The following is a 23,120-nucleotide window of genomic DNA, read 5'->3' on the forward strand; positions in this document are numbered from 1 at the left end:
TTGAAAAGTTATAATGTTTCAAGGTTGATGACCGCTTGGAGGAGAGCCGAGAAGTGAAAGGTGATAGGTAAGAATCAGAAATGGCTTATTCTTGTCACCTCGACGTAAGAGAGGTCTTGAGGATCAATAATTAAAAAAACCGGGCAGAGATGTTCCGGTTTTTTTATTGTTGTTTAGAAACCAATAATAGTATTGTTTACTAAACAACACTTTGCGATTTTTTCAAAACTCATCATTTCACAAGTTTGAAATCCCATAAAAAAACCCCTAAGCGAAAGCTTAGGGGGTTTTCATTTATTTTCAAGTTTTCAGTACCTTTTACCTTTTACCTCTTACCTTTCACCTTCGTACTTCTAACTTCCAACTTCTTAAGAATCCTTCTTCGCCATTCTTGTTCTCTCATTCTCATCCAGGTAGATTTTTCTCATACGGATGGATTTTGGAGTGATTTCAAGGTACTCATCCTTTTGGATGTATTCCATGGCTTCTTCCAAAGAGAATTTTTTGGCAGGAACGATCCTCACGTTGTCATCCGAACCGGAAGCACGCATGTTGGTCAATTTCTTACCTTTTTGCACGTTGACTACGATGTCATTGTCACGGGAGTTTTCACCGATAACCTGACCTGCATACAAATCATCTCCCGGATCGATAAAGAATGTACCTCTGTCCTGTAACTTATCAATCGCGTAAGCAGTACATTGTCCGCCTTCCATAGAGATCAATGAACCATTGATACGTCCGGGAATTGGGCCTTTGAATGGCTCATATGCTGTAAATCTATGGTTCATGATGGCTTCACCTTGAGTGGCTGTCAACATGTTGTTTCTCAATCCGATTAATCCTCTTGAAGGGATTCTAAACTCAAGGTGTTGTAGATCGCCTTTTGGTTCCATGATCAGGAGTTCTCCTTTTCTTTGGGTAGCCATTTCGATTACTTTTCCTGCTGTAGCATCCGGAACGTCCACCACCAATGTTTCTATCGGCTCGCATTTGACTCCATCGATTTCTTTGAAGATAACCTGAGGCTGACCAACCTGAAGTTCATAGCCTTCCCTTCTCATGGTTTCGATCAAGATTGACAAGTGGAGGATACCTCGGCCATAGACCAAAAATTTATCCTCGCTGTCTGTAGGCTCAACTTTCAATGCAAGGTTCTTTTCAGTTTCCTTATAAAGTCTGTCTCTCAAGTGACGTGAAGTAACAAACTTGCCTTCTTTTCCAAAAAACGGAGAGTTGTTGATCGTGAAGAGCATGTTCATGGTAGGCTCGTCGATAGAGATCCTTACCAATGCTTCAGGCTTTTCTAGATCTGCCAAAGTATCTCCGATTTCGAAATCTTCGATGCCGGTGACTGCGCAGATATCTCCTGCAAGAACTTCACTTACCTTAACCCTTCCAAGTCCTTCAAATACCTGAAGTTCTTTAACTTTTACTTTTTTGATGACACCGTCCGCTTTGCAAAGGGACAATTGAGCGCCTTCCTTTATGGAGCCTCTTTTTACCCTGCCAATAGCAATACGTCCCACAAAACTGGAATAATCCAGAGAAGTGATCTGCATCTGTAATGTTCCCTCGTCGATTTTCGGCGCAGGGATATGTTCGATGATGGCATCCAATAGAGGAAGGATAGAGTCAGTTGGGTTTTTCCAATCAGGACCCATCCAGTTTTGCTTGGCTGAACCGTATAGCGTCTGGAATTCCAGTTGCTCTTCGGTAGCGTCCAAGTTGAACATGAGGTCAAAAACAGCCTCGTGCACTTCGTCAGGACGGCAGTTTTCTTTGTCTACTTTGTTGACTACGACGATCGGAGTCAGTCCAAGCGCCAATGCTTTGCCCAATACAAATCGGGTTTGCGGCATCGGTCCTTCAAATGCATCGACCAAAAGGATTACCCCGTCGGCCATTTTCAGAACCCTTTCTACTTCACCACCAAAGTCAGCGTGACCTGGGGTGTCAATGATGTTGATCTTGTGGTCTTTGTACCTTACGGAAACGTTTTTGGAAAGGATGGTGATTCCTCTTTCCCTTTCGAGGTCATTGCTGTCCAGGATCAGGTCGTCAAACTGTTGGTTTTCACGGAAGATTTTGGAAACGTGTATGATCTTGTCCACCAGGGTGGTTTTGCCGTGGTCAACGTGTGCGATAATCGCGATATTCCGAATATTAAGCATTGTAAAATTGAATTAGGGTGCAAAGGTAGGAAGAATATTTGGTTTACTCTCGATACGCTTCAAAAAGGAAATGAAAAGATAAAGTTGGAAAGTTTGGAAGGTTAAAAAAGTAGGAAGGTTTTTCTATTTGGATTGGAAGGTTGAAAAGTATTAAGGTTGCGGAGATTGGAAGCCAAAAGGAAATCAAACCAACCTATAAACCTCCTCTAGTTTTTTTGTGTCTTTAAGGGATTTTGAGAAAACTCCGGGAAGAGAACTTAGGATGGACAAGCCGGCAAAGACAAACAGAACAGCAAAAACCTGCCAAAAACCCAAAGTTGACGGGTCAAGCAAATTAAAGTTTCCCACGTATTTGTATCCCTGTATCATAAACTGAAGCGGAAGATAAGTGAACATCAATATCCCTTGATTTCCCCTCCATGATGCATAGTTTTTGTATTTTTTGAAACCTCTGCCAAAGGAATAAAACCACCAAAGCATCACAAAAGCCAAGAATAACAAACCAATCAACAGTTGGCCTCCTTCACCGAAACTGAAATACTTCTCTAGAACATACGCACTTTGGAAGTAACAAAAAGTCAAAAGTAAAGGAACCAATATCTTGATGCTTAGCAGGTTTGATTTCAATTCTTGCCAAAAATATTTCGTCAGGCGGGTTTCTATCAGCTTTTTATAAGATTCCTCCAATCCACTGAATCCAAAAATTCCAAATGAAGCATGGACTTTTTGAAAGGCTTCCCCAATATTAAGTTTCGGATTTTCATCAAGCATTGTTTCCACCTTGCAGGCCACATGGTCCAGGATTTCATATTGGACATCGATTTCAGGATATCCTTTTTTGGAAATCAGGGTTTTAAGTTGCTCGATCTGGGGTTTGGTGAGTTTCATTGTTTGGCAAGTTTCAATTTTTCATAAGTACTGCTGACCAACCTGATCCCGATGAGCAATTGCCCTGCTAAGATTCCTATAAAGGCCGGCATAAAGATTTGCTTTGGAAGAGATGAAAACTCTAGTAACAAGTCGAAAGAAAATGACATGCATATGTACAGTAAAAACATGCTGTTGATGGCAGACATAAACTCACTGCTATTGCGCATGGGCTTAGTGAAAATCCAATAGAAAAATGGTGCCGTATTTACAGTGATCATGACGATCAGGAAAGTAGAATATGTATGACTTGCTTCTATGGAACCAATATGGATCAGAAAATACGTCACACAAAATGCGAGCAAAGCCAAACCAAAATTTTCTAGATTTACCCAACCTGCAAATAACTTTTTGAATGCGGAAGAATGATGACTGATCAAAACTTGTCTTTGGAATCTGTCTAAATTCAACTTTGCGAGCTGTTGATCCAAAGCCAACTCGAAGGAAATCTCACCTTCTTCCATTTCCTGCTCGACGGCTGATGCCAAGTGGTCCACCAATTCCGATCGGATGTCTTGGTAATAAATCCCCGGTTTGATGGATTGGTTTATCTTTTCGATTTGGGGTTTGGATAGTTTCATAGCAGGGAGGTTTTGGATTTGATTTTCCATACTTCCATCAGAGAAATCACATATATGAACAAGAGTATTGAAAATGTAGCGGCAATCTGTGGAGCTATGTTTGAAAGTACCTGCACATCAAAAATGAGATCTGCAAACCAAACAATGGAATACGCCATAATTACCGGCAAATACATCCTTTCAGAAAAAGGATAAAATAAAGAAGATTGCAGCGAACTTGCCTGACTCATGTTTTCCTTGATCTTTTTGATTCTGCTGCTTGATTTGACTAAGAAATAAATATGGAAAACCGATAGGATCAGTAATGGTGCAACCATCATTATTGCTCCTTCTTTTTCGTTTTTCACATTCGAACCCAAGTAAAAAGCAATCATCATAAATCCCAGCACGTAAAGAATTCTCGATAAACAAAAATTTTTCTTGACGACTTCCCACTGAAGGACACCGATTTCTTTTCGGATTTCTTTGTTGAATTTGGCCTGCAAGGCATGACAATACCCATAAGTGAATTTTTCTTCCAGTTCTGCCAATTGATCATCAAAATCAACTTCCCCATATTCCTGCAAGTGGCTGACATAATGGTCATAGACCTCCATGAGGATTTCGGCCGAAGAGATTTCTTTTCGGACAATGGCGCTTTTGATGGCTTGATATTCTATGTCAGTCAGGTTTCGCATTTCTCTTCGGACATCCTTTGAGGTCTTAAAGACCTCGAAGGTTTTTTAATTTAGGATAATTTTTTATTACCTCGGAAAGGCTGAATTTTTACTGAAACCTTCGAGGTTCCAAAAACCTCAAAGGTTATGTCAATCCCGGATTCCAAGTTGGATTAAGAATTCTTTGGAGGTTTTCTACAAATCCCTGCAACTCGGCCATTTTGTTGTCCACTTCCTTTTGACCGTCTTTGGTCAGGCTGTAGTATTTCCTGACCCGGTTATCGACCTGCTCGATTTCGGTAGTCAGCAATCCATCAGCTTCCAACTTGTGCAGGGCAGGGTAGAGGGCACCTTCCGTGATTTTGATTTCCCCGGCGGTCAGTTCCTTGACTTTTTGTGTAATCTCATAGCCATACATTCGGTCATTTTCCTCGAGCAGTTTGAGGATAATGGTCTGCAGACTTCCCTTGATGAGGTTATTGTTTGACATTTATTTATCGCATTCAGGATTTACAGCGAATATAAAAGAAAATTATATACATAAGAAAATTATGCATACAATTCTTTGAGTTCCATGACTAGGGGAGTTTAACATTGATTAACTAACATTTTAACAAAAATTTGAATTTCTCTTCGACAGGATTAGTTCAAATCAACTACCTTTGGATTAATCAAATTCACCTTGTTATGAGAAAAATTTACTTTTACCTACCTATCCTGCTCCTTTTCTCCATTTTCCAAAATTCCTACGGACAAAGGAAATTGAACCTGGAGCTCTACGGGGGACCGCAAAAGTCATTTAACAAAGCAATAGAGTTTCCTCAAAATTCCGATTTGAAAGTCTCTACACCATTAGATTACCATGTAGGTGCTAATCTGCTTTACAGAATTAAGGGCCCTTGGCAACTATCTCTCCAAGCCGAGGCATTGAGGAATTCAAGGATGACTACTTGGTATCCCAATTTTCCAGATGCGAATCCCCAGATCAAAGGCAGGTCATCAGAACTTTTGGGAAATTATAGTATTGGAGCAAGATATAACTGGGAAAAAGAAAAATATGCGCTTTTTGCCCAGCCTTCCGTAGGATTTACTGTCAATAATTACAGTGAAATGATTTTAAATGATTCGAATTACTTTGTTGGCTACAGTCCAAAACAGACCGCCATTGTTGGTAATGTCAGGCTTGAAGGCGGGATAAAACTGTACACGCCAAGAAAAAATTATGTTGTCTTCGGTGCAAGGTTCCAACAAAGTATTGGACAGTTAAACACTAATGGCTTCTATAATCCGTCAACAAATTTGAGAATAGAAGATAAAAGAAGAGGCTCCTATGCAGGTTTATTTATGGGTTACGGGATTAACTTTGGCAATAAAGCCAGCAGGGAACAATTCAGGTCAAACCGTCCTGACCGAAAAGATGAAAAAAGGGATCTTGCCTGGAAAAGTGGTCCTTATGTCATGGTTTCGGGATTTCTCCGCTTCAGGCCAAAGTCCGAGAGAGAACCCAATCTTGAATTTTCGCATATTTCGGGAGGAAGTATTTTTGCGGCAGGCTATAGATTCAATGCTTTGAGCGTGGAAACAGGGTATTCACGATTTAATACATTTACCAATATTTCTGTTGCTGGAACAAATGTCAACTCGAACCTTGCAAATAACTTTTTGGTGACGGCTATCCCTTTGACTTTCAAATATGACTTTCAGGTGGGTGATAAAAATAGGCTTCGATTTGGACCCACTTTCTCTGCATTCTACACATTAGGTACCAATGGAGAAAGACTCAGGGAAGGAGGTTACGGTGGTACTGGACCTGACGGAGAATTTGATCTTACTTATAATACAAATCCTTCTGATCCAAAAGGCGCTATATTTTTCAATGCGGGAATATTTGCCGAAGTCCCGATCTTCAATTCAAGTTTGTTGAATTTTAAGGTTTCCCAGAATTTTGGCAGTCCTGATGTAGGATTGTTGGATGTGACGGGGGAAGTGAATGGTCAGCCTGTGAACTTTGAGAGTTCAGGCACGCTGAATGGTTTTATGCTGGAATTAGGCTATAAGTTGCCGTTGAATGTGTTGTTTAAAAAATAATATTAGCTGAGTTGAGATATTCTATGTATTATATTTTTTAAACTTCATAAAATATTCCAACCAATTTTTAGTTAATACAATGTATTTTAACAATTACTCCCCTTTTCTATGAAATTAAATTTTGTTTTGTTAGGATTGATTTTGATGATTTTTGTGACTGAATCCAAAGGACAGGGCAAATTCAATTTGGAGCTTTCAGGTGGGCCTTCAAAGTCTTTTTTGAATTTTGAAAATTCTGCTTTTGAACCAGTATTTCGATCCTATACCAGACTGGCATGGCATGGTAGTCTGGCGGGGTATTATGCAATAGGCAATGACCTGGAGTTGGGACTTCAATTGGATTTGGTCAAGAGAAATCATTGGAGATCTTTTGGTGAAAATAATCTAAGTCCATTTACCTTTTTAGGTGAGAATGTTTTTCAAAGTGGACTGTTCATAAGAAAATCATTTCTCAATCTCCAAAATCGCGGATTTTACTTGGAATCCGGTCTCAATGTGATTTTCCCTCCAGCTCCTTTCAACCTTTTAAGCAAAGGAGAATCTAATGATGGGATTGAGACAGGATTGATCACAAGCAGATTAGGTCTAGGCCTGAATGCTGAAGTAGGCTATAAAATTTTCAATCGAAGAGATAATTATTTCCTCATCGGTCTTAGGTACCAACAGGGACTTTATCGGATGGAACAATATAACATCCCGATTTATAATGAATTCGACCAAATGGCTGTCCATCAGGTCAGAAGTAATGGTTCCTTTGCATCCGCCTTTTTGGGATACGGCATCAATACTTCCAATTGGAGCAAACACTATAAGAAAATCCCCCAACGGTATTATAACCAAAATAAGATGATTAAAAATGATTTGGCCAATGCTAACGGTTTTTATCTGATGGCGTATGGAGGTTTTAGGATTAAGGAACCTATAACCCCACGACAGGACATTTATTTTAATAGCAGCGGTCAGTTCAGTACCGTCTTAGGGTATAAAATGGGCAGGTATTCATTGGAGACAGGTTATGGACAGTTTTCTGCTGGAAATAATATTTCATTGGATTATGGATCCCATCAGCCACTTTGGACGGAGTGGGTGGTTTATGGAATCAATACGCCCTTCATACCATTGACCTTCAAATACGACATTCCGATTTCAGATCTCAAGACGGTAAGATTTGGTCCAAGTTTCAGCTCTATTTTTTTGTTAAAAGACAACACCAATCAGGATAATTTCATATACGGAACCACAAATGGAGCTAGAATTTTTGAAGATGGTAGCAGGATTGATATTACTGGAGTCGTCAGAACTTTGCCCATTGAAGACAGAAAGTATATGTTTTTCAATGCAGGGATGCACCTAGAGTTCCTGGTTTTTAATTCCAGTTTTATGAGTCTGAATTTGTCAAGAAATTTTGGGTCTCCTGTCATCAGTAGATTCGAAGCAGACTACCAGATTGAAGCCACGAATATAAAATTTGAGCAGGAAGCCACTTTAAATGGATTCAGATTTGATTTTGGCTGGAAATTGCCTTTAAATATCCTCGACAAGCAAAAGAAATTGGCTTTGAAGCAGTAGTTATGGCTGATTTTTATTCAGTGCATTTATAAATTCATCTCCATTTTTTTAAATAAAAAACATCAAGAGATTGACACTTGATTTATTCAACCTAGAATATTGAGAGAAAAAATCATCACTTTTGATTCATGAACTACCAAACGATCATTGACGACATCTACCATGAATTAAAGGACCAGGAATTTGGAGGGAAAGTCGCGGACTATATTCCCGAACTGGCAAAGGTCAATCCCGATCATTTTGGGATTGCCTTGGTAGACCTGGAAGGGAAAGTGTATGGAGTTGGTGATTATGACATTCCTTTTTCCATTCAAAGTATTTCTAAAGTATTGACTTTGACTATGGTTGCCCACGTTTTCAAAGATAAACTTTGGTCAAGGGTAAAGTCGAACCAAGCGGTAATCCTTTCAACTCGATTGCGCAACTGGAATTCGAAAAAGGAATCCCGAGAAACCCCTTTATCAATGCCGGGGCATTGGTAATCACCGATGCACTCAGCACTTTACACCAAAATCCTTTGGAAGAAATCCATGCTTTCATCAACGAAATCGTGGGAAGAACCTGCGTCCAAATCGATGAATCGGTGATGAACTCGGAGATCGCCCATTCGGAGAGGAATACGGCTTTGGCTTATTTTCTAAAGGCCTACAACAATTTTGAAAATAACATCCAAGAAGTCATTAGGACCTATTGCGGCCAATGTGCTATAGAATTGTGTTGTGCGGACTTGGCAAGATCTTTTTCTTTTTTGGCCAATCATGGCTATTCAATTTTTGCAAAAAGAGAAATTCTAAGTCCTCTTGATACCCAAAGGATCAACGCACTGATGCTCACTTGTGGTTTTTATGACGAGTCGGGAGAGTTTGCTTTTCGTGTTGGCCTGCCAGGCAAAAGCGGCGTAGGTGGAGGAATTGTCGCTGTGATGCCCAACAAATTTTCTGTCGCTGTCTGGAGTCCCCCTCTCAATGGCAAAGGCAATTCTCCAAAAGGAGTCAAAGCCCTTCAGATGCTGAGGGAAAAATTGAAATATTCGCTATTTGAAGAAAGAAAGTAGGAAGTATCAAGTTTTTAGTGTCAAGTATCAAGACAGAAGCGCGAGACGAGAAACGAGAGGCGAGATTTTTGGACAAAGCATGAGGTGCCAAGACCTAGTTTCCAGTCACAGTTGGCAGTCGAAGGATTCAGTGTCAGGTTGAAGTTGTTTTGTCGAAATGGAACATTCCTAGTTTGCAGTTTTAGCATCTTTATCAACTTGACAACCTGACAACGCGAAGCAGACAACAATTAAAACAATTCCAACCATAACAACATTGAAAACCAAATAACCAATTAACCTTCCACGCAATCACTTCCTCTCCAACCTAACTTCCACTCTTCGATCGAGTTCATTGGCAGTTTGGCGTGTTCCACGGATGACCTGACCGCCGGTTTCCAGTCGGAATTGCTCATCTTCCAACCCAAATTCATTTTTCAGGAAATCTGCCACGGAATTCACACGTTCTTCCGCCAGCCTGAGGTTGAAATTCACATTTCCGGTATTGTCTGCAAACCCTGTTACCACCAACAGATACCCTTCATTGTTTTTCATAAATTCACCTAAAAGGCCTAATTTTTCGGTTTCTGAGGCATCAGGGAACCTTTGGTTCAGTTTAAAATAAACAATTTCCTTGGATTTGAATAGAGGTGTTTTGGGTTCTTCTTTGGATAGTGAGTCATTAGGGATTTCCAAAGCCATTGATGCTGAATCTCCCTCCAAAGGTATTCTGAGAAGATCCAACCCCAGCATGGCGGAAGAAATTGCCAAGATGGTTTCTTGGTTTTCGAGAAACGCCTGTGCAACAGCAGCTGAGTCAATAGGCCAATTGTCATTATCGCCATTGTCTGACAATGCAACTACAGTGGCCACTCCTCCTGCCGCAGCAAAAGGCCACCACCACCTCTTTCGCCGTTGCCTTTCATCTTGTTCGGCAACAGTATTTGTATTTTCTTTTTGGATAGTCTTTGTGTTTTCAATGTATTGTGGCTTTTGCTTTTTGGGCTTGTTGGCTTTTTGGTAGTCACTATATTCCCTGAGAATCCTGTCCCGCTCTGATTTCAGGTATTTGTTTTCCTGTTCTATTTGGGTCAATCTTGATTCAGAGATGGTTTCCTGATTTGCCGATGTCATGGCAGTAGGGGAGGCTTGATTTTCGGTGGGGGTTTGTCCATTATCCTGTAGATTGGTTTTTGAGGTTGAAGAAGCAAGATCCTTTTTTTCCGAACTCAAGGCTGACTCACGGAAAACAGAATCTGAAACCGCGACCTGCCTTTGAAAAACACTATCCATATTTGGGAAAACCAAAACCCTTTGCTCCAAAGGAAGATTTCTTTTGAGGGCTGCTATCGAGTCAATTTCCTGAAAAAGTTCCTGCTGCCTGCGGTAAAGGCTGTCCATGCTATACCTGACATTGAATCTGGCTTTTTCTGAAGCAAGCAATAAATCCTGCTTTTCTTTTGGATCCAACCTAGAATCTTTCTCCAGGTTTTCATATTGGCTGTCAAATGTCCGGGAAAGGTCCAAAAGCCTTCTTTCTGTTGTTTTTCCTTCAATGATCCGGGTTTCTCTTTTTTGGATTTCCTGCTCAAATGCCAGGATTTTGGTGGCATAAGCCAAACTGTCCAACCTTTCTGCTTCGATCAATTTGAAAGTATAATTAAAATTATTGGTGATTTTGACTTGTCTTTCAGGCAATGAATCGAGTTTGTTTTCCGGTTGAAATTTTGAGGTTTCTTTTTGGTTTATAGGACTATATGGATGATAAGAGCTCAGTCTTGGTGCTTTAAAAGTCTTTTTGCTTGCTCCGAAATTGAATTTCAAGCCGATCCCATGGTAAATAATCCAATCCTTGCCACCGTTAGGATGGCCGCGATAGGGGCTTTCAGGATCAATTACATTTGTCCCCGGTTTGGCTGCATAAGCCTGAAAATCATTGTCATAATTCATCCTGTACTTGCCGCTAGCATCGTCAAGGAAATCAGTGAAAGTGTGTAGAAAATCACTTTGGGCAAAAAATTCCATCTTTTGTCCCAACCGGATACGGAATCCCAATCCAAAATTAGCATACCAAGAATCAAGGTCGTAGCCATTGACCAACTCGGTATTCCAATCAGAAAGGTTGGTCTCATAAATCCCATCATGGATGATTCCCGGCAAATTTTGATCATAGCGTTGGCCATCACTGTCCAAAAGGTCACCTTTTACCGCAAAATGGATATAACCCAAACCGAGTGTAAAATAGGGGGCAATCAATGAATTGAAAGGAAGGAGCCTGTCATTGTCTGATTTGAAAACAAATGAAAGCCCTAGATCACGGGTATGGTTTTGAAAATTCAATCCCCGGGCAAAGTTGGGGTTCTCTAGGTACAGATCCCCATCACGTTGGATATACCTGTCACTCATCCCAAAATGGTAATTACCAAAGTTCAGCATGAGTCCAATGGTCTGATTCAGCTGCTTCTCCAAAAATATCTTATAGGAAGGCCGGTCACCATAGTTTTCATTAAAGTAAAACAAATGCCTGTTTGCATCCCAATTATGGAGTCCGTCGAGCTTGTAAGGAGTGAGGTCACCATAATAATTGGTGAATCCCCCACTTGCCCCAATCCTCCACTGAAATTCCTTTTGCTGGGAATATGCACTCTCAAAAATGCAAATGAGGCCAAGTAAAAAAAGAAAGGTTCTTTTTTTCATCCTTACCGTAATTTATTGAGTCCCATCCAAAGGTTAAATTCCAAGCTGATTCCTGTAAAGAACTGGACATAATCATGGCTGATTCCGGTATTGATTTCTTCGTGGTTGACCAAAACAGCCCCAACATTGAACCGCATAATCCTAAAAAATTTATAGCCAAGACCGGCATACATCGGTACCCCAATAAATTGTCCGGTGATTTTGTCTCCTTGTTTTGTCTCAAAGTTTTGGATAAATACACCTGCAGAAAAGGAGGTATTCCCAAGGAACTTTGTGAATGTTCTGTTGCCTAAAGGAATGGAAACTCCCGTGTAAAATCCGTGTAGATATTGGGTATCGGGCAAGTACCTTTTGAAAGGAATAGTCGCATATCCAAAATTCAACGGTAAGGTTGAAGGTTTTTTTTCAGTCGGGAAACTATCTATCTTCCTGATTTCAACCAAGGTCAGCAAGCTGTTGTCCACAAATTGATCCGATTCGTTTTGGGCGGCGGCAATGAGTTCATTGATGTATTGGTTGGCATACACTGCCTTGTCGTTGTCTTCCTTGTTTTTACAGGATATGTTAAACCTTGCTTTCCTGAGCTTCAGGCGGTCTCTCTGTTCCAGTTTTTGGCGGAATATTCCGCTAAATCCTTTGAATTCTTTTCCTAAATAATGCCGGTAATCTTCCAAGGCATCGATCACGATTTGATCCATTTGAGCCATCATGACATGGTTTGGGTGGTTGGCTCGGATACCTTTGGAGGAAACCTCAAGATTGGCCCTGATGTAGGATTCAAGGTTATTATTGATGGATTTTTTGATTATTTCAAGTTGTGTAGGTTCAGCTTTTTTGAAAAAGCTGAACTCAAAGCGGTAATTTTCATTGCTTCTTAAAGGGTCAGAGACAAATAATTCAAACTGGGAAATTTCAAAATCAAAAGGTTTTTCCCAGGAATAAGTTTTTTCTATGTTGGATGATTTTCCTCCCCTCAGCACCCTGACTTCTACCAGTTCAATATTCTTAGGCAAGGCTCCTTTTACAAAAAAAATATCCTCCGAAGGCATCGGCATGTTGCCATTGATTTCATTGGTAAGAATATCGTAATTGACTATTTTGATTTGTGCAGCTACTTCATTTGAAAAGAGAATCAGGCATAGGAAACCAATAAAAATCCGGGTCATTTTTCAGGACAGTTTAACAGTTGTTTCCACGGAATATCGGAGGATTTTTTACCAAAATCAAAAAAATAATTGAGTTTAAAATTCAATGGTTTTAAACCGAATCAGCTGATTTGCCAATAATAGATAGTCTGTTTTTTAGTCTCTGAAATTCTGCATTTTTACCTGAATTTGGCTGTTTTTTCTTCCATGGTAACATCGTATTCTTTTCTGACCTGCATTCGGTAATAGACCAATACTTCATCCGCCCCCGCTGCCAATACGGCCTCTTGCGCAAGTAAAGCTATCGCCATCAGTTTGTCCTGTGGGCCTTCCATCACGGTTTCAAATGGGGTGACTTCATATTTGACGCCTGATTTTTGGATGACTTCAATGGCTTTGTCCACCAAAGCATAACTGTCGAGGGTTTTGCTTTTTGGGACAATCTGGATTCCGAGATTGATGGATTTGGACATGGTTTAGATTTGAGACGTGAGACTTGAGACGTGAGACTTGAGATGTGAGACGTGAGACAGAAGCGAGAAGCGAGAACTTTGTACCAAGAATCAAGTACAAAGTACCATGATTAAATTCCAAAATAAAGGGAATTGTCTTAATTAGGGGATTGAGCTTGGCATCAGTTAACCAAATAACCAAATAACCAATTAACCCTTAATCCAAAAAGCTACCTCAAGTGCTCCTTCACCGCTTTCTTCCATATTTTGTAGCCTTTGGAATTCATGTGGAGACGGTCTTCGACAAATAATTCTTCATTTGGACTTCCTGACTTGTCAAGCATTGGTGTCCAAACATCGATGTAAGTTACCTTTTCCTTGTTTTGGGCCAGCATCCTGACTTCCTCATTGAGGGCCATCATTTGACCTCTTTTCTCCCAACGGCTTGGACTTGGCTTGATTCCGATAAAATAAAATTCTGTCTCCGAAAATTTTGTGCTTACCCTTTCCATCAGTACCGCATATTCGCTGAGCACCTGCCTGACAGGTTTGCCGGCATTGATGTCATTCTCCCCCACATAAATAAAGATTTTTTTGGGTTCAAAATTGATGACCAGTTCATCAAGGTAAAGCAAAAGGTCATCGGTCTGCGATCCTCCAAATCCGGTATTGACGATTTTCGATTTTGGAAAGTCTTTTTCCAATGTTTTCCATAAACGGATACTTGAGCTTCCGGTAAAGACAATTCCGCCTCTATAAGTTGGGAGATCTGCGTATTTGACTACCAAAGCAGCGACCTCACCTGCGAATCTGTTTTCCTGTGCTTGAAGATTTTGCAGACTGGAGGTGAAAAAGAAAACTAGCAGAAGGATCTTTGAACCAAAAGGATTTTTCATATTCTGTGTTTATAATTATAGCTTGAAAGTTATGATGTGCCAATTTCGGACAAAAAACGAACACTTTTCTAAAGTTTTCCAGATTCGGACAGAATATTGAGATTGATTACCTCCCCGTGGTTTGAGAGTTTTTTTTACCCAAATCTTGTTTCTAAACCTTATTTACCTGATTCCATCCCATTTTTATCAAGTGAAACCAAAAACTCCATACTTTCGCCCGTTCTAGTTCGTTTTTTGTTAGCAGTTTTGTATTCCAAGCAATCCCATCCGATTATGAATAAAATCACCAAATTCTTTTGGTTCTGTTCCGGTGCGTATGCGCCCCTTTTGACCAAAACCCCGACCGAAACACATAAATATGTCGGCATCGGCGGAACTGTATTTTTTACGGGACTTTTGGCAGCGATTTCTGCTGGATATGCGCTCTATACGGTATTTGAATCTCCATGGTACGCTATCGGTTTTGGGTTGGTTTGGGGTTTGATGATTTTCAACTTGGACAGGTTTATCGTGGCAAGTATGCGCAAGCGCAACAATGCATGGGCAGAATGGAAAATGGCCATCCCGAGATTGGTTTTCGCAGTGCTGTTAGCTATTGTTATATCCAGACCATTGGAGCTTAAGATTTTCGAAAGGGAAATCAACAGGAAATTGGATGAGAAAAAAACTGCCATGATCGCCCAAAGTAAGGAAGCTTTGAAAGCTGGATTTTCTGAAATCAATGGATTGGAAGCCAAAAAAGACAGCCTAAAATCTGAGGTTGCTGCCGCTACAGCATTTCGGGACAAAGTCCAAAAGGAATATGATTTCGAGCGCTTCGGTACCAAAACAGACGGGACAAGCGGGATAGTCGGATTGGGAAGCAATGCCAAGAAAAAAGAACAGCAACTTGACGTAGCGCAAAAAGACTTGGAAGCACTTCGTGCCGGCCATCAGGTTAGAATGGATACTTTGGATTCTGAAATCAAAAAACTGACTGCTTTGAGGCAAGCGGAGTTTGACAAGATCCAACCCAATATCGACGGATTTGATGGATTGGCAGCAAGATTGGATGCTTTGGAGATTTTGACCAAAGAGAGCAATGCCATGTTTTGGGCCAATATTATGATTATGCTGCTTTTTGTGGCAGTGGAGACCGCACCGATTTTTGTCAAATTGATATCTCCTAGAGGACCTTATGACGAATTGTTGGACTTGGCAGAATTGAGGGTTCAGGTATATGCCAACGAACAGACGGTCAAGACCCGCGAAAAAAGCGAACAGAATATTCAGGTATTTAGAACTGCAAATGGGGTGAGGGTGTGATTTAAAAATTTGTTTGAAGTCCGAAGGGGGAAGTTGGAATAAGTATTTTGGCGAAAAACCATTCGGAAAGCTGAGGTTTTAAGCAATCTAAAGATAATGTCCTTTTGCAGAATAAATAAGAACTTTCTCCTTCCCAACCTGATACACCAATCTATGCTCTCGGTTTATTCTCCTAGACCAAAATCCCGCTAATTCATACTTTAATGGTTCCGGCTTGCCTGTACCTACAAATGGATGATCAGAAAGTTCATTTAATAAAACCAAGAGTTTTTTCAAAATTGCCTTGTCCCCCACCTTTTTATGGAAGGCAATATCTTCATTAGCTTGATTTGAAAAATCTAATGTGTAGCTCATTTAAGCCCTAAAAATTCCTCAAGTTGATCCTTTTCAACACTCACAAATTCCCCATTAGCAAACTGCTTTCCGCTTTTTTCAATTTTTACCAAAAAATCAGGGTTATAATTACCATCCTTTGTAACCTCAAATTTGATTTTTAGAGCATTCATAAAAGCTTTCAGTACAGTTTCTTCCTCCTTGTTTTGAGGATGTACAATGAAAATATCTTTAGATTCCATTTTCTTGATTATCTGTTTATCAAATTTAACGTATCTGCCCCTATTTAACAAAACCAATTCTAATCACCTTGAGATGAGATTAGGAATGTGGTTGCGCAATCTGGATTTATTTTCCGTAGGATTTGTTTTGTAATTATTCACATCAAAACGAAGCAGTGATCGACAATGTGATGGTCAGGTTTTCTTTAAATGTCGGATTTGCATAAGGTCCATATCGGTAAAAAGCACCGATTCCCCATCCCCGGTATTGAAGTCCTGATTTTTGTTTGAGGATGTTGTTTAATTCAATTCCCGATTCGAGATAACCTTTTTCCATGGTTTTGAAATCGACAAAATCATAAAACTCTGGATTACTCAAACTACCGATGGCAAAGCTTTGGTGAAATTTGAGTTGCGGGGCAAAAATCGCCTTTCCTGCTTTTTTGTAAAACAAAGGACCTGTCTGATGGGAATAGCTCGCATGCATACTCCTGTCTGAAAGGAATTCATACAGAAACATGGTCTGTAAATATCCCGGAAACGATAAGGCAAAGTCCAAAGCATTCCTCTGTCCGACATTGATACCATAACCTGTGTTGAGGTAGGAAATCGGCAGGTTATCTCCCCAAATGCCATGTGCCGAAAGGTGGAATTGATTCAGGGAATTGCCGGAACTCCATTGGTGTTGGAATTTGAACTCGGTGTTCCAAAAATCCACATTTCCCCCAATCGCATCCGGAATGGCTTTGGACGCCCGCAAGCTGACGACAGGATAGGACATTGTCCATGATATCAGGTTGTTTCCGATTCTCGATACACTTTCTCCCCCAACAAAACGGAAGTCGATGCCTGTTTCCGTTGCTGTGAATACTCTTGGGAAATCATCTGAAGGTACTCCTGTAGCATAATTCAATACATTAGCCCTGTTTTCCACTGATCCGAAAAAGCCCAATCTGACGCCCTTTAACAGCATTTGGGAAAATTCTACAGAGTAGCGTTCCACTTCATCCATGCGGTCCGCAAGGAAGTTTCTGAAGATGTTACCTGAAGAACTGAAAGAATTTGTTTTGGGCAACAGTGTTTTTCCAGGTTCGGAGATGTCTTGGCTGTAGTAAAAAAGTAATTTGGAGTCATATTTTTTATCCAGCCTGAGTTCTGTTCCTGCTCCATATTTCCAGCCTTTGTCCCGGAATCCATACCTGAAATAACCTTCAAATCTAAAAACATCGGACAGGGTTTCATTGGAAGACAGGCCCAACCCTAATCCCACACTCTCAAACCTATTGAATCTCAATACCCTGTTTGGAATCAGGTCAACAGAGCCCAATGGAATTCTTCCCGAGCTCAGTTGGGTCAATAACTTGGAGGCCATATTGAGACGTCTTTTGTCTTTTTCAGGCATATTGTCAAACCTTACATAGGTGAGATACTCACGGGAAGTAAGGGAATCCAAACGGAGATTTCCCCAATCAAAAAGATCGTTTTGAATGTCAAAGTTGAGTGCAATTGGCCCGAACTTGGTACTCCTGTCGAGCTCATTGATTTGTACATCGGAGAGGAAAGTCTGGTTGGTGATTTTAAAAGCTTTCCCCTCAAATTCCATTTCCGGTGCAAGGTAGATACTGTTCAGTTGCTCAGGAAACCAATTTTTGCCATCCCAATGGTTCTTTTGTTGCAATTCAAAAAGTAGGTTTGTATCTGGGTCTGATGGTTTGATGACCATATTTTCCAAGGCATATTGCAAAGAGGAGATGTACATCAGTCCTTTACCCAAGTGGTAGACTTTGCCTTCTTTGGGTTGGTAGCTGATGATGTAAGAAGTGCCGATTTCATTTTGGATACTGTCTTCGAGAAAGTAATCGTATTTTCTCAATCCGTCATTGGAAAGTGGATTGACATAAGGAACTTCAAGGATTTTGATATGGTCTGTGTAAAATGAAAAAGGTTGAAAACTACTCGAAGCCATAGCCACAAGCGGGTTTTCTATGCCGGACATTTTGGAAGCTTTGACCGTTTCGTTCCTTTTTCCCGGCTTTTTGAATACCACCTCGGAGAAGCTTTCAGTCATAAAAATGTGCCCTCCTTTGAGAAAATTTACTGTGGTATCATCCACTTCAGGCTGTTCGTTAAGTCCATCCAAAGTCATGACCATTTTGTTGTAGCTGGTAAAACGATAGGAATCAAGTTTGTCAGGATTATTCAGGTCTTTGTTGGCAATTGCTTTTCGGATGAAAGGTAAGGCAGGATTTTCACCTGCAAGGATTTGTACCTCGCCCAATTCCACAGTCCGCGGTATCAAAAAAATATCCGATCTTGACTGTAGAGCTTGAAGGGTAATTTCTTGTGGAAAATATCCGACATGAGAAATGATCAAAACCTCATTGTCTACAAACGGATCCAGTCTAAACAAACCCCTCACATCTGTTGTCGTCCCCTTTCGTTCTTTTCCTTTTACCTGAATATTTACAAAAGGAATGGGTTGGTTGGTTTTTTGGTCGTAAACATGACCTGATAGCAAGGTTTGCCCAAAAATGGTTAAGGGAAATAAAAACAACAGGGTAATCAAAATTAGTATGTGGCTGATTTTCATAGATTGAATCTCTAAACTAATTCTTTTACCTGTCTCTGTTTAAAATGTTTTCAGATTTACACCAAAGCAGGTTTTAAGTGACCGAAATAGAAGTTTTGGAGGCTTTGTCCAGTTGGTCCATAATTTCAGGAACTGATTTCCACTCGGCCAATCCTATCAGCCAAACCCACAGCCTGAGCTTGATTCCGGGATTGATCAGGCCTTTGGCCAATAAGGTGATGGCTTTGTCCCTTTTCTGAATAGATTCGATTTTGTCTGAAGAAGCTTGGTATTTCCAGGCAAATTTCAAGGCACCGTCCCGGGCGAGTTTGATGCTGAAGTTTACCAGGATTTCTTCTTTACCTTTCGCAAACCGGATCAAGGTTTTAAAAAACGGAGAAATAAAACCTATGTTATCCTTGACTCCATCTACCAATTCTGCCAGCACAGCATTGATTTTGTTGAAATCGTTTTGAAGGGATGCTAGGTCATGTCCATCTATGGTTTCCACCGCAGCAATTCCCAGATCAAGGTTGATGTGGGCATTGATTCCGAGAAGAAGATGCTGGAGGACGAGGTGTTTGGTAGAATCCGCTGCCTCAAATGCATGCTCCCAACTTGCGGTAGGTTTTTGGCCTGACTGAAAAGCGTCATAAGCATCAATAAACCGCTTTGCAAACAGCACGTCGAGTTTTTCCATTCTTGGATTGTCCTCAAATTCTGAATTGAGGATTCCGTTTTTGATCCTTTTGGTCACCTGTCGGTACAAAATGGCAAAATAACCTATCCTGCTGCTTTTGAGACGGCATTCAGCGACAATTTGGTCCATGCGTAAGATTACCTCGTCAATTGTATGCATGTTTTGATTTTCTTTTTGCTGAAATAAAAAGTGTCTTGTAAACCTGCCTTCCTGATTTTTATTAAAGGTTTTCCAACAAAAACCTCTTTACATTTTCACCCATTATGGCTTTGATTTCTTCATCTGAAAATCCTTCCTGCATCATTGCTTCTACGATTATCGGTAATCCGGTAATATCAAATGGCACAGCCACATTTCCGTCATAATCAGATCCAAGTGCAATATGTTGAATACCGACAAGGTTTTTGACACGCTTCATGCAGGCCACGATTCCGCTGATTTCATTTTCACCAACTGCCATGTCAAAAAAGGCAATTCCGATAATCCCTCCCTTGGCTGCCAGCCTTCGGATCTGACCATCGGAAAGGTTTCGGGGAGAATTGAGGACTGCCCGAATCCCGGTATGGGAAACCATCACAGGCTTTGAGGATAATTCCAGAACATCGTCAAACATCTTAGGAGAAGCATGCGCCAAATCAATGACCATGTTCAATTCATTCATCCTTTTCACTACGGCTTTGCCAAAATCTGTCAATCCTTCGCCACTCAGGCCGTGTGCCGAACCACCGAGTTCATTGTCAAAAAAATGTGATGGGCCGATCAGCCTCACCCCCGCTTCATACGCTTTGTCCAGATTTTCTATTTTCCCCTCAAGGGCATGTCCTCCTTCGATTCCTAATAGGCCTCCAATGATGTTTTTGTCTGTTTTTCTTGCTTCTGCCAGTTTCTTAACATCTTCACTGGACTTGATGATCATGAATTGCCCATCAAAATCTCTGGAAAATTCTTCCAACAGGGCAGATTGATAAAGCGTCCGCTTCATGAGACTAAACCAGTTGGATACGGGCCTGCCCTGTGCGATGTTGAGCAGAGTAATATTGTCAGTTGCGTCCTCACTGTTGACCTCCATGTTTTGACCTTTGGGTGACTTAGACACAATAGTGAAAACCTGCATGGCTGCATTTCCCTCCTGCATTCTTGGGAAATCCACATGACCGTTTTCTGATTTTTTGGTCAGGTCTCTTCCCCATAACAAAGCATCGCAATGAAGGTCAGCCACAAAATCAAAGGAATTGAATAGGGCTTGGGCTTCAGGAGATACTTTGTAAGGAGGAAGGGTTTTGACGGGATTTCCTTTTTTCTCAATGATTCCTGGCACCACCATCGTAGCAATCCAATAAATTAAAAAAAGACCGATAAATGCGATTAAAGTTTTCTTCATAGAGGTAAAAGGTTTCGATATGAAGATAACGAAAAATAAGAATTGTCAAAACATGCTATCCATCACCTCATCCCCAGTTTTGGTGGGAATCAAGTTTTCAAATTCTTCCATGGTAAAGAGCCTTGATCTGATTAAAAAACGAATTCCCATAGGGATTTCAATCGAAAAACTGCTTCCCCTACCAGGAGTAATATCTAAAGTGAGTTCGGTGTGTTTCCAATATTCAAATTGGTCTGCACTCATAAAAAAATCACAGCCATATACTTCGCCCATCCATATGTCGCTTCCGCCAACTTTGAAATCGCCTTTTTCGAAGCACATCGGAGAAGAACCGTCGCAACAGCCACCGCTTTGGTGAAACATCAGATCTGATCCAAACCGTTTTCTCAAAGTGTCTATCACTTCCATTGCCGCTTCGGTGATCAGGACTCTTGGCAAATTGTTCTTTTGTGTCATGGTTTTTGGGTTTTATTTTTAGCTAATTTGACCTTAGGTGACGGTCCATAGTCCATGGCCGCTACTAATGCACTTCGATCCGAATCTTATATGGTTGGCGGTAAGTAACCCCATAATTATTTATAATAATTGTTTTTTGTAAAAAAAGAGAAGTTTCCTTCATTCAAAGGAAACCTCTCAAATCTCACGTATCAAATCTCTTGTCTCAATCTCCTTAAAAGAAGCCGAGTTTTTTCTTGTCGTAGGAGATGAGCATGTTTTTGGTCTGACGGTAATGGTTGAGCATCATAAGGTGATTTTCTCTTCCAAAGCCTGATTTTTTATAACCGCCAAATGGGGCATGTGCAGGATAAGCATGGTAGCAATTGACCCAAACCCGTCCTGCAAGTATCGCTCGTGGAACTTGATACAGTTCGTGTGCATCCCTTGACCAAAGTCCTGCACCTAATCCGTACATGGTATCGTTGGCGATGGCAATGGCCTCCTCTGTGGTTTTGAAAGTAGTCACTGAGACGACAGGACCAAAGATTTCTTCTTGGAAGATCCTCATCTTATTGTGGCCTTTGAATATGGTAGGCTGAATATAGTAACCATTTTCCAATCCCGAATTCAAAGAAGCCTTTGTGCCTCCGCAAAGCACTTCTGCACCTTCCTGCTTCCCGATATCAAGGTAAGAAAGGATTTTCTCAAATTGGTCATTGGAAGCCTGGGCACCCATCATGGTGTCTTCGGCTAAAGGATGTCCCATTTTGATGGCTTTGGTGCGGGCGATTACTCTTTCCATAAACACATCATAGATGTCTTCATGGACCAGAATTCTGGAAGGACAGGTACAGACTTCGCCTTGGTTCAATGCGAAAAGTACTGCACCTTCCACTGCTTTGTCAAAGAAATCATCATCGGCAGCTGCAACAGACTTCATAAATATATTGGGAGATTTGCCGCCCAATTCCATGGTGACAGGAACTAGGTTTTCGGAAGCGTATTGCATGATCAGACGACCTGTGGTTGTCTCTCCGGTGAAAGAAACTTTTGCAACCCTGCTGGATGATGCCAAAGGTTTCCCTGCTTCTACCCCAAATCCTGTAACCACATTCAGGACCCCCGGAGGAAGGATATCACCAATGAGTTCCATCAGCACCATGATGCTTGTAGGAGTTTGTTCCGCAGGTTTGACGACGGTACAGCATCCGGCAGCAAGTGCAGGAGCGATCTTCCATGTGGCCATCAATAGCGGAAAATTCCATGGAATGATCTGCGCCACAACCCCTAGCGGTTCATGAAGTGCAATGCTGACAGTATGCTCGTCATGTTCGGAGATGGTGCTTTCATCAGCCCTGATCACACCGGCAAAATACCGGAAATGGTCAATCACCAGCGGCAAATCCGCAGCCCTTGTCTCTCTCAATGCTTTTCCGTTATCTATTGTTTCTATTCTAGCCAGCATCTCCAGGTTGGCCTCTATTACATCTGCTATTTTGTTGAGCAATTTGCTCCTTTCAGTTGCGGAAGTTTTGGACCATGAAGGAAATGCCTCATGTGCAGCGTCTAATGCTTTTTCAATATCAGCTTTGTTCCCTCTTGCAGCTTTGGAAAATACTTTTCCGTCAATAGGAGAAATATTGTCAAAATACTCACCTGAAGAGGGTGCTACCCATTTGCCTCCGATAAAATGGTCATACTTTTCTTTGATGTGAGGCCGATCAACCGGCTTTGCTTCGGATAATGTTAATGTTGTCATGATTTAGGTTATTTTGGAATTATTCAAATTTCCCAAATAAGTTTTCTAAAAAATCCACCTATCCGATCAAGTCATCCACTTAAATTGATTAATTGAGTATTTAATGGCAAATGCTCAGTCCAAAATCCGTAATCACCCATCCCAAACGGATGCTGAAATTAAATATGCTTTTGAAAAAACATTCGTAATTGCTAAC

Annotated in this window: 19 protein-coding genes and 1 pseudogene; 4 read left to right on the forward strand and 16 right to left on the reverse strand. The window is 40.9% G+C overall.

Annotation, left to right across the window (positions count from 1 at the left end; genetic code table 11):
- Positions 1–368 precede the first annotated feature (368 nt).
- From typA to NU887_RS00110, 5 genes are all read right to left on the reverse strand, one after another.
- A complete protein-coding gene (typA, locus tag NU887_RS00090; protein WP_258421311.1) occupies positions 369–2,174 on the reverse strand; it encodes a translational GTPase TypA in 1,806 nt (601 codons plus the stop codon).
- A 183-nt stretch (positions 2,175–2,357) separates the two neighbouring features.
- A complete protein-coding gene (locus NU887_RS00095) occupies positions 2,358–3,062 on the reverse strand; it encodes a hypothetical protein (protein ID WP_258421312.1) in 705 nt (234 codons plus the stop codon).
- Positions 3,059–3,682 carry a hypothetical protein gene (locus tag NU887_RS00100; RefSeq protein WP_258421313.1) on the reverse strand — a complete coding sequence of 208 codons (624 nt, stop codon included), beginning with the start codon at positions 3,680–3,682 and terminating at the stop codon, positions 3,059–3,061. Before NU887_RS00100 ends, NU887_RS00095 begins: the two co-directional genes overlap by 4 nt.
- Positions 3,679–4,359: a hypothetical protein gene (locus tag NU887_RS00105; protein WP_258421314.1), complete on the reverse strand. Its 681-nt coding sequence runs from the start codon at positions 4,357–4,359 to the stop codon at positions 3,679–3,681. Before NU887_RS00105 ends, NU887_RS00100 begins: the two co-directional genes overlap by 4 nt.
- Positions 4,360–4,483: 124 nt before the next feature.
- The gene (locus NU887_RS00110; RefSeq protein ID WP_113925922.1) at positions 4,484–4,828 is read right to left on the reverse strand and encodes a PadR family transcriptional regulator; all 345 of its coding nucleotides are present in this window, start codon (positions 4,826–4,828) and stop codon (positions 4,484–4,486) included.
- Between the two features lie 197 nt (positions 4,829–5,025).
- Between NU887_RS00110 and NU887_RS00115 the strand changes: the two genes are divergently transcribed.
- The 3 genes and pseudogenes from NU887_RS00115 (at position 5,026) to NU887_RS00125 (ending at position 9,049) form a co-directional block, all read left to right on the forward strand.
- Positions 5,026–6,426 (forward strand): hypothetical protein, encoded by a 1,401-nt coding sequence (locus NU887_RS00115; RefSeq protein WP_258421315.1) that lies wholly within the window; start codon positions 5,026–5,028, stop codon positions 6,424–6,426.
- A gap of 108 nt (positions 6,427–6,534) precedes the next feature.
- Positions 6,535–7,995, forward strand: a complete 1,461-nt coding sequence (locus tag NU887_RS00120; protein ID WP_258421316.1) for a hypothetical protein — start codon at positions 6,535–6,537, stop codon at positions 7,993–7,995.
- A 245-nt stretch (positions 7,996–8,240) separates the two neighbouring features.
- A pseudogene (locus NU887_RS00125) lies at positions 8,241–9,049 on the forward strand (glutaminase).
- A 291-nt stretch (positions 9,050–9,340) separates the two neighbouring features.
- On the opposite strand, the gene NU887_RS00130 reads toward NU887_RS00125, so the two are convergent.
- From NU887_RS00130 to NU887_RS00145, 4 genes are all read right to left on the reverse strand, one after another.
- Positions 9,341–11,725 (reverse strand): OmpA family protein, encoded by a 2,385-nt coding sequence (locus NU887_RS00130; RefSeq protein ID WP_258421317.1) that lies wholly within the window; start codon positions 11,723–11,725, stop codon positions 9,341–9,343.
- A 2-nt stretch (positions 11,726–11,727) separates the two neighbouring features.
- On the reverse strand, positions 11,728–12,891 hold the full coding sequence (locus NU887_RS00135) for a hypothetical protein (protein WP_258421318.1): 1,164 nt from the start codon (positions 12,889–12,891) through the stop codon (positions 11,728–11,730).
- 158 nt (positions 12,892–13,049) lie between these two features.
- The gene (locus NU887_RS00140) at positions 13,050–13,343 is read right to left on the reverse strand and encodes a thiamine-binding protein (RefSeq protein WP_258421319.1); all 294 of its coding nucleotides are present in this window, start codon (positions 13,341–13,343) and stop codon (positions 13,050–13,052) included.
- Positions 13,344–13,552: 209 nt separating this feature from the next.
- A complete protein-coding gene (locus tag NU887_RS00145; RefSeq protein ID WP_258421320.1) occupies positions 13,553–14,218 on the reverse strand; it encodes a GDSL-type esterase/lipase family protein in 666 nt (221 codons plus the stop codon).
- A gap of 273 nt (positions 14,219–14,491) precedes the next feature.
- Between NU887_RS00145 and NU887_RS00150 the strand changes: the two genes are divergently transcribed.
- Positions 14,492–15,523: a DUF4407 domain-containing protein gene (locus tag NU887_RS00150; RefSeq protein ID WP_258421321.1), complete on the forward strand. Its 1,032-nt coding sequence runs from the start codon at positions 14,492–14,494 to the stop codon at positions 15,521–15,523.
- Between the two features lie 87 nt (positions 15,524–15,610).
- Here NU887_RS00150 and NU887_RS00155 read toward each other — a convergent pair whose 3' ends face one another.
- The 7 genes from NU887_RS00155 to NU887_RS00185 form a co-directional block, all read right to left on the reverse strand.
- Positions 15,611–15,877 carry a Txe/YoeB family addiction module toxin gene (locus NU887_RS00155; RefSeq protein ID WP_258421322.1) on the reverse strand — a complete coding sequence of 89 codons (267 nt, stop codon included), beginning with the start codon at positions 15,875–15,877 and terminating at the stop codon, positions 15,611–15,613.
- The gene (locus NU887_RS00160; protein WP_241140492.1) at positions 15,874–16,098 is read right to left on the reverse strand and encodes a DUF2683 family protein; all 225 of its coding nucleotides are present in this window, start codon (positions 16,096–16,098) and stop codon (positions 15,874–15,876) included. The genes NU887_RS00155 and NU887_RS00160 overlap by 4 nt, the downstream gene beginning before the upstream one ends.
- A 142-nt stretch (positions 16,099–16,240) precedes the next feature.
- Positions 16,241–18,667 carry a DUF5686 and carboxypeptidase-like regulatory domain-containing protein gene (locus NU887_RS00165; RefSeq protein ID WP_258421323.1) on the reverse strand — a complete coding sequence of 809 codons (2,427 nt, stop codon included), beginning with the start codon at positions 18,665–18,667 and terminating at the stop codon, positions 16,241–16,243.
- Between the two features lie 73 nt (positions 18,668–18,740).
- Positions 18,741–19,505 carry a DUF5995 family protein gene (locus NU887_RS00170; protein WP_258421324.1) on the reverse strand — a complete coding sequence of 255 codons (765 nt, stop codon included), beginning with the start codon at positions 19,503–19,505 and terminating at the stop codon, positions 18,741–18,743.
- Between the two features lie 61 nt (positions 19,506–19,566).
- Entirely contained in the window at positions 19,567–20,727 is a 1,161-nt protein-coding gene (locus tag NU887_RS00175; RefSeq protein WP_258421325.1) for a dipeptidase, read from the reverse strand.
- A 45-nt stretch (positions 20,728–20,772) separates the two neighbouring features.
- The gene (locus tag NU887_RS00180) at positions 20,773–21,183 is read right to left on the reverse strand and encodes a DUF779 domain-containing protein (RefSeq protein WP_258421326.1); all 411 of its coding nucleotides are present in this window, start codon (positions 21,181–21,183) and stop codon (positions 20,773–20,775) included.
- A 214-nt stretch (positions 21,184–21,397) separates the two neighbouring features.
- On the reverse strand, positions 21,398–22,924 hold the full coding sequence (locus tag NU887_RS00185) for an aldehyde dehydrogenase family protein (RefSeq protein WP_258421327.1): 1,527 nt from the start codon (positions 22,922–22,924) through the stop codon (positions 21,398–21,400).
- Positions 22,925–23,120: the final 196 nt, after the last annotated feature.

This window comes from Aquiflexum gelatinilyticum (assembly GCF_024741135.1).
Classification (GTDB): Bacteria; Bacteroidota; Bacteroidia; order Cytophagales; family Cyclobacteriaceae; genus Cognataquiflexum; species Cognataquiflexum gelatinilyticum.

Bases quoted from the DNA above. Each gene is read 5' to 3' on its own strand.
- typA (WP_258421311.1), bottom strand. From the start codon at position 2,174: ATGCTTAATATTCGGAATATCGCGATTATCGCACACGTTGACCACGGC.
- NU887_RS00100 (WP_258421313.1), bottom strand. From the start codon at position 3,682: ATGAAACTATCCAAACCCCAAATCGAAAAGATAAACCAATCCATCAAA.
- NU887_RS00105 (WP_258421314.1), bottom strand. From the start codon at position 4,359: ATGCGAAACCTGACTGACATAGAATATCAAGCCATCAAAAGCGCCATT.
- NU887_RS00175 (WP_258421325.1), bottom strand. From the start codon at position 20,727: ATGAAGAAAACTTTAATCGCATTTATCGGTCTTTTTTTAATTTATTGG.
- NU887_RS00140 (WP_258421319.1), bottom strand. From the start codon at position 13,343: ATGTCCAAATCCATCAATCTCGGAATCCAGATTGTCCCAAAAAGCAAA.
- NU887_RS00110 (WP_113925922.1), bottom strand. From the start codon at position 4,828: ATGTCAAACAATAACCTCATCAAGGGAAGTCTGCAGACCATTATCCTC.
- NU887_RS00115 (WP_258421315.1), top strand. From the start codon at position 5,026: ATGAGAAAAATTTACTTTTACCTACCTATCCTGCTCCTTTTCTCCATT.
- NU887_RS00135 (WP_258421318.1), bottom strand. From the start codon at position 12,891: ATGACCCGGATTTTTATTGGTTTCCTATGCCTGATTCTCTTTTCAAAT.
- NU887_RS00180 (WP_258421326.1), bottom strand. From the start codon at position 21,183: ATGACACAAAAGAACAATTTGCCAAGAGTCCTGATCACCGAAGCGGCA.
- NU887_RS00120 (WP_258421316.1), top strand. From the start codon at position 6,535: ATGAAATTAAATTTTGTTTTGTTAGGATTGATTTTGATGATTTTTGTG.
- NU887_RS00185 (WP_258421327.1), bottom strand. From the start codon at position 22,924: ATGACAACATTAACATTATCCGAAGCAAAGCCGGTTGATCGGCCTCAC.
- NU887_RS00130 (WP_258421317.1), bottom strand. From the start codon at position 11,725: ATGAAAAAAAGAACCTTTCTTTTTTTACTTGGCCTCATTTGCATTTTT.
- NU887_RS00095 (WP_258421312.1), bottom strand. From the start codon at position 3,062: ATGAAACTCACCAAACCCCAGATCGAGCAACTTAAAACCCTGATTTCC.
- NU887_RS00165 (WP_258421323.1), bottom strand. From the start codon at position 18,667: ATGAAAATCAGCCACATACTAATTTTGATTACCCTGTTGTTTTTATTT.
- NU887_RS00155 (WP_258421322.1), bottom strand. From the start codon at position 15,877: ATGAGCTACACATTAGATTTTTCAAATCAAGCTAATGAAGATATTGCC.
- NU887_RS00170 (WP_258421324.1), bottom strand. From the start codon at position 19,505: ATGCATACAATTGACGAGGTAATCTTACGCATGGACCAAATTGTCGCT.
- NU887_RS00160 (WP_241140492.1), bottom strand. From the start codon at position 16,098: ATGGAATCTAAAGATATTTTCATTGTACATCCTCAAAACAAGGAGGAA.
- NU887_RS00145 (WP_258421320.1), bottom strand. From the start codon at position 14,218: ATGAAAAATCCTTTTGGTTCAAAGATCCTTCTGCTAGTTTTCTTTTTC.
- NU887_RS00150 (WP_258421321.1), top strand. From the start codon at position 14,492: ATGAATAAAATCACCAAATTCTTTTGGTTCTGTTCCGGTGCGTATGCG.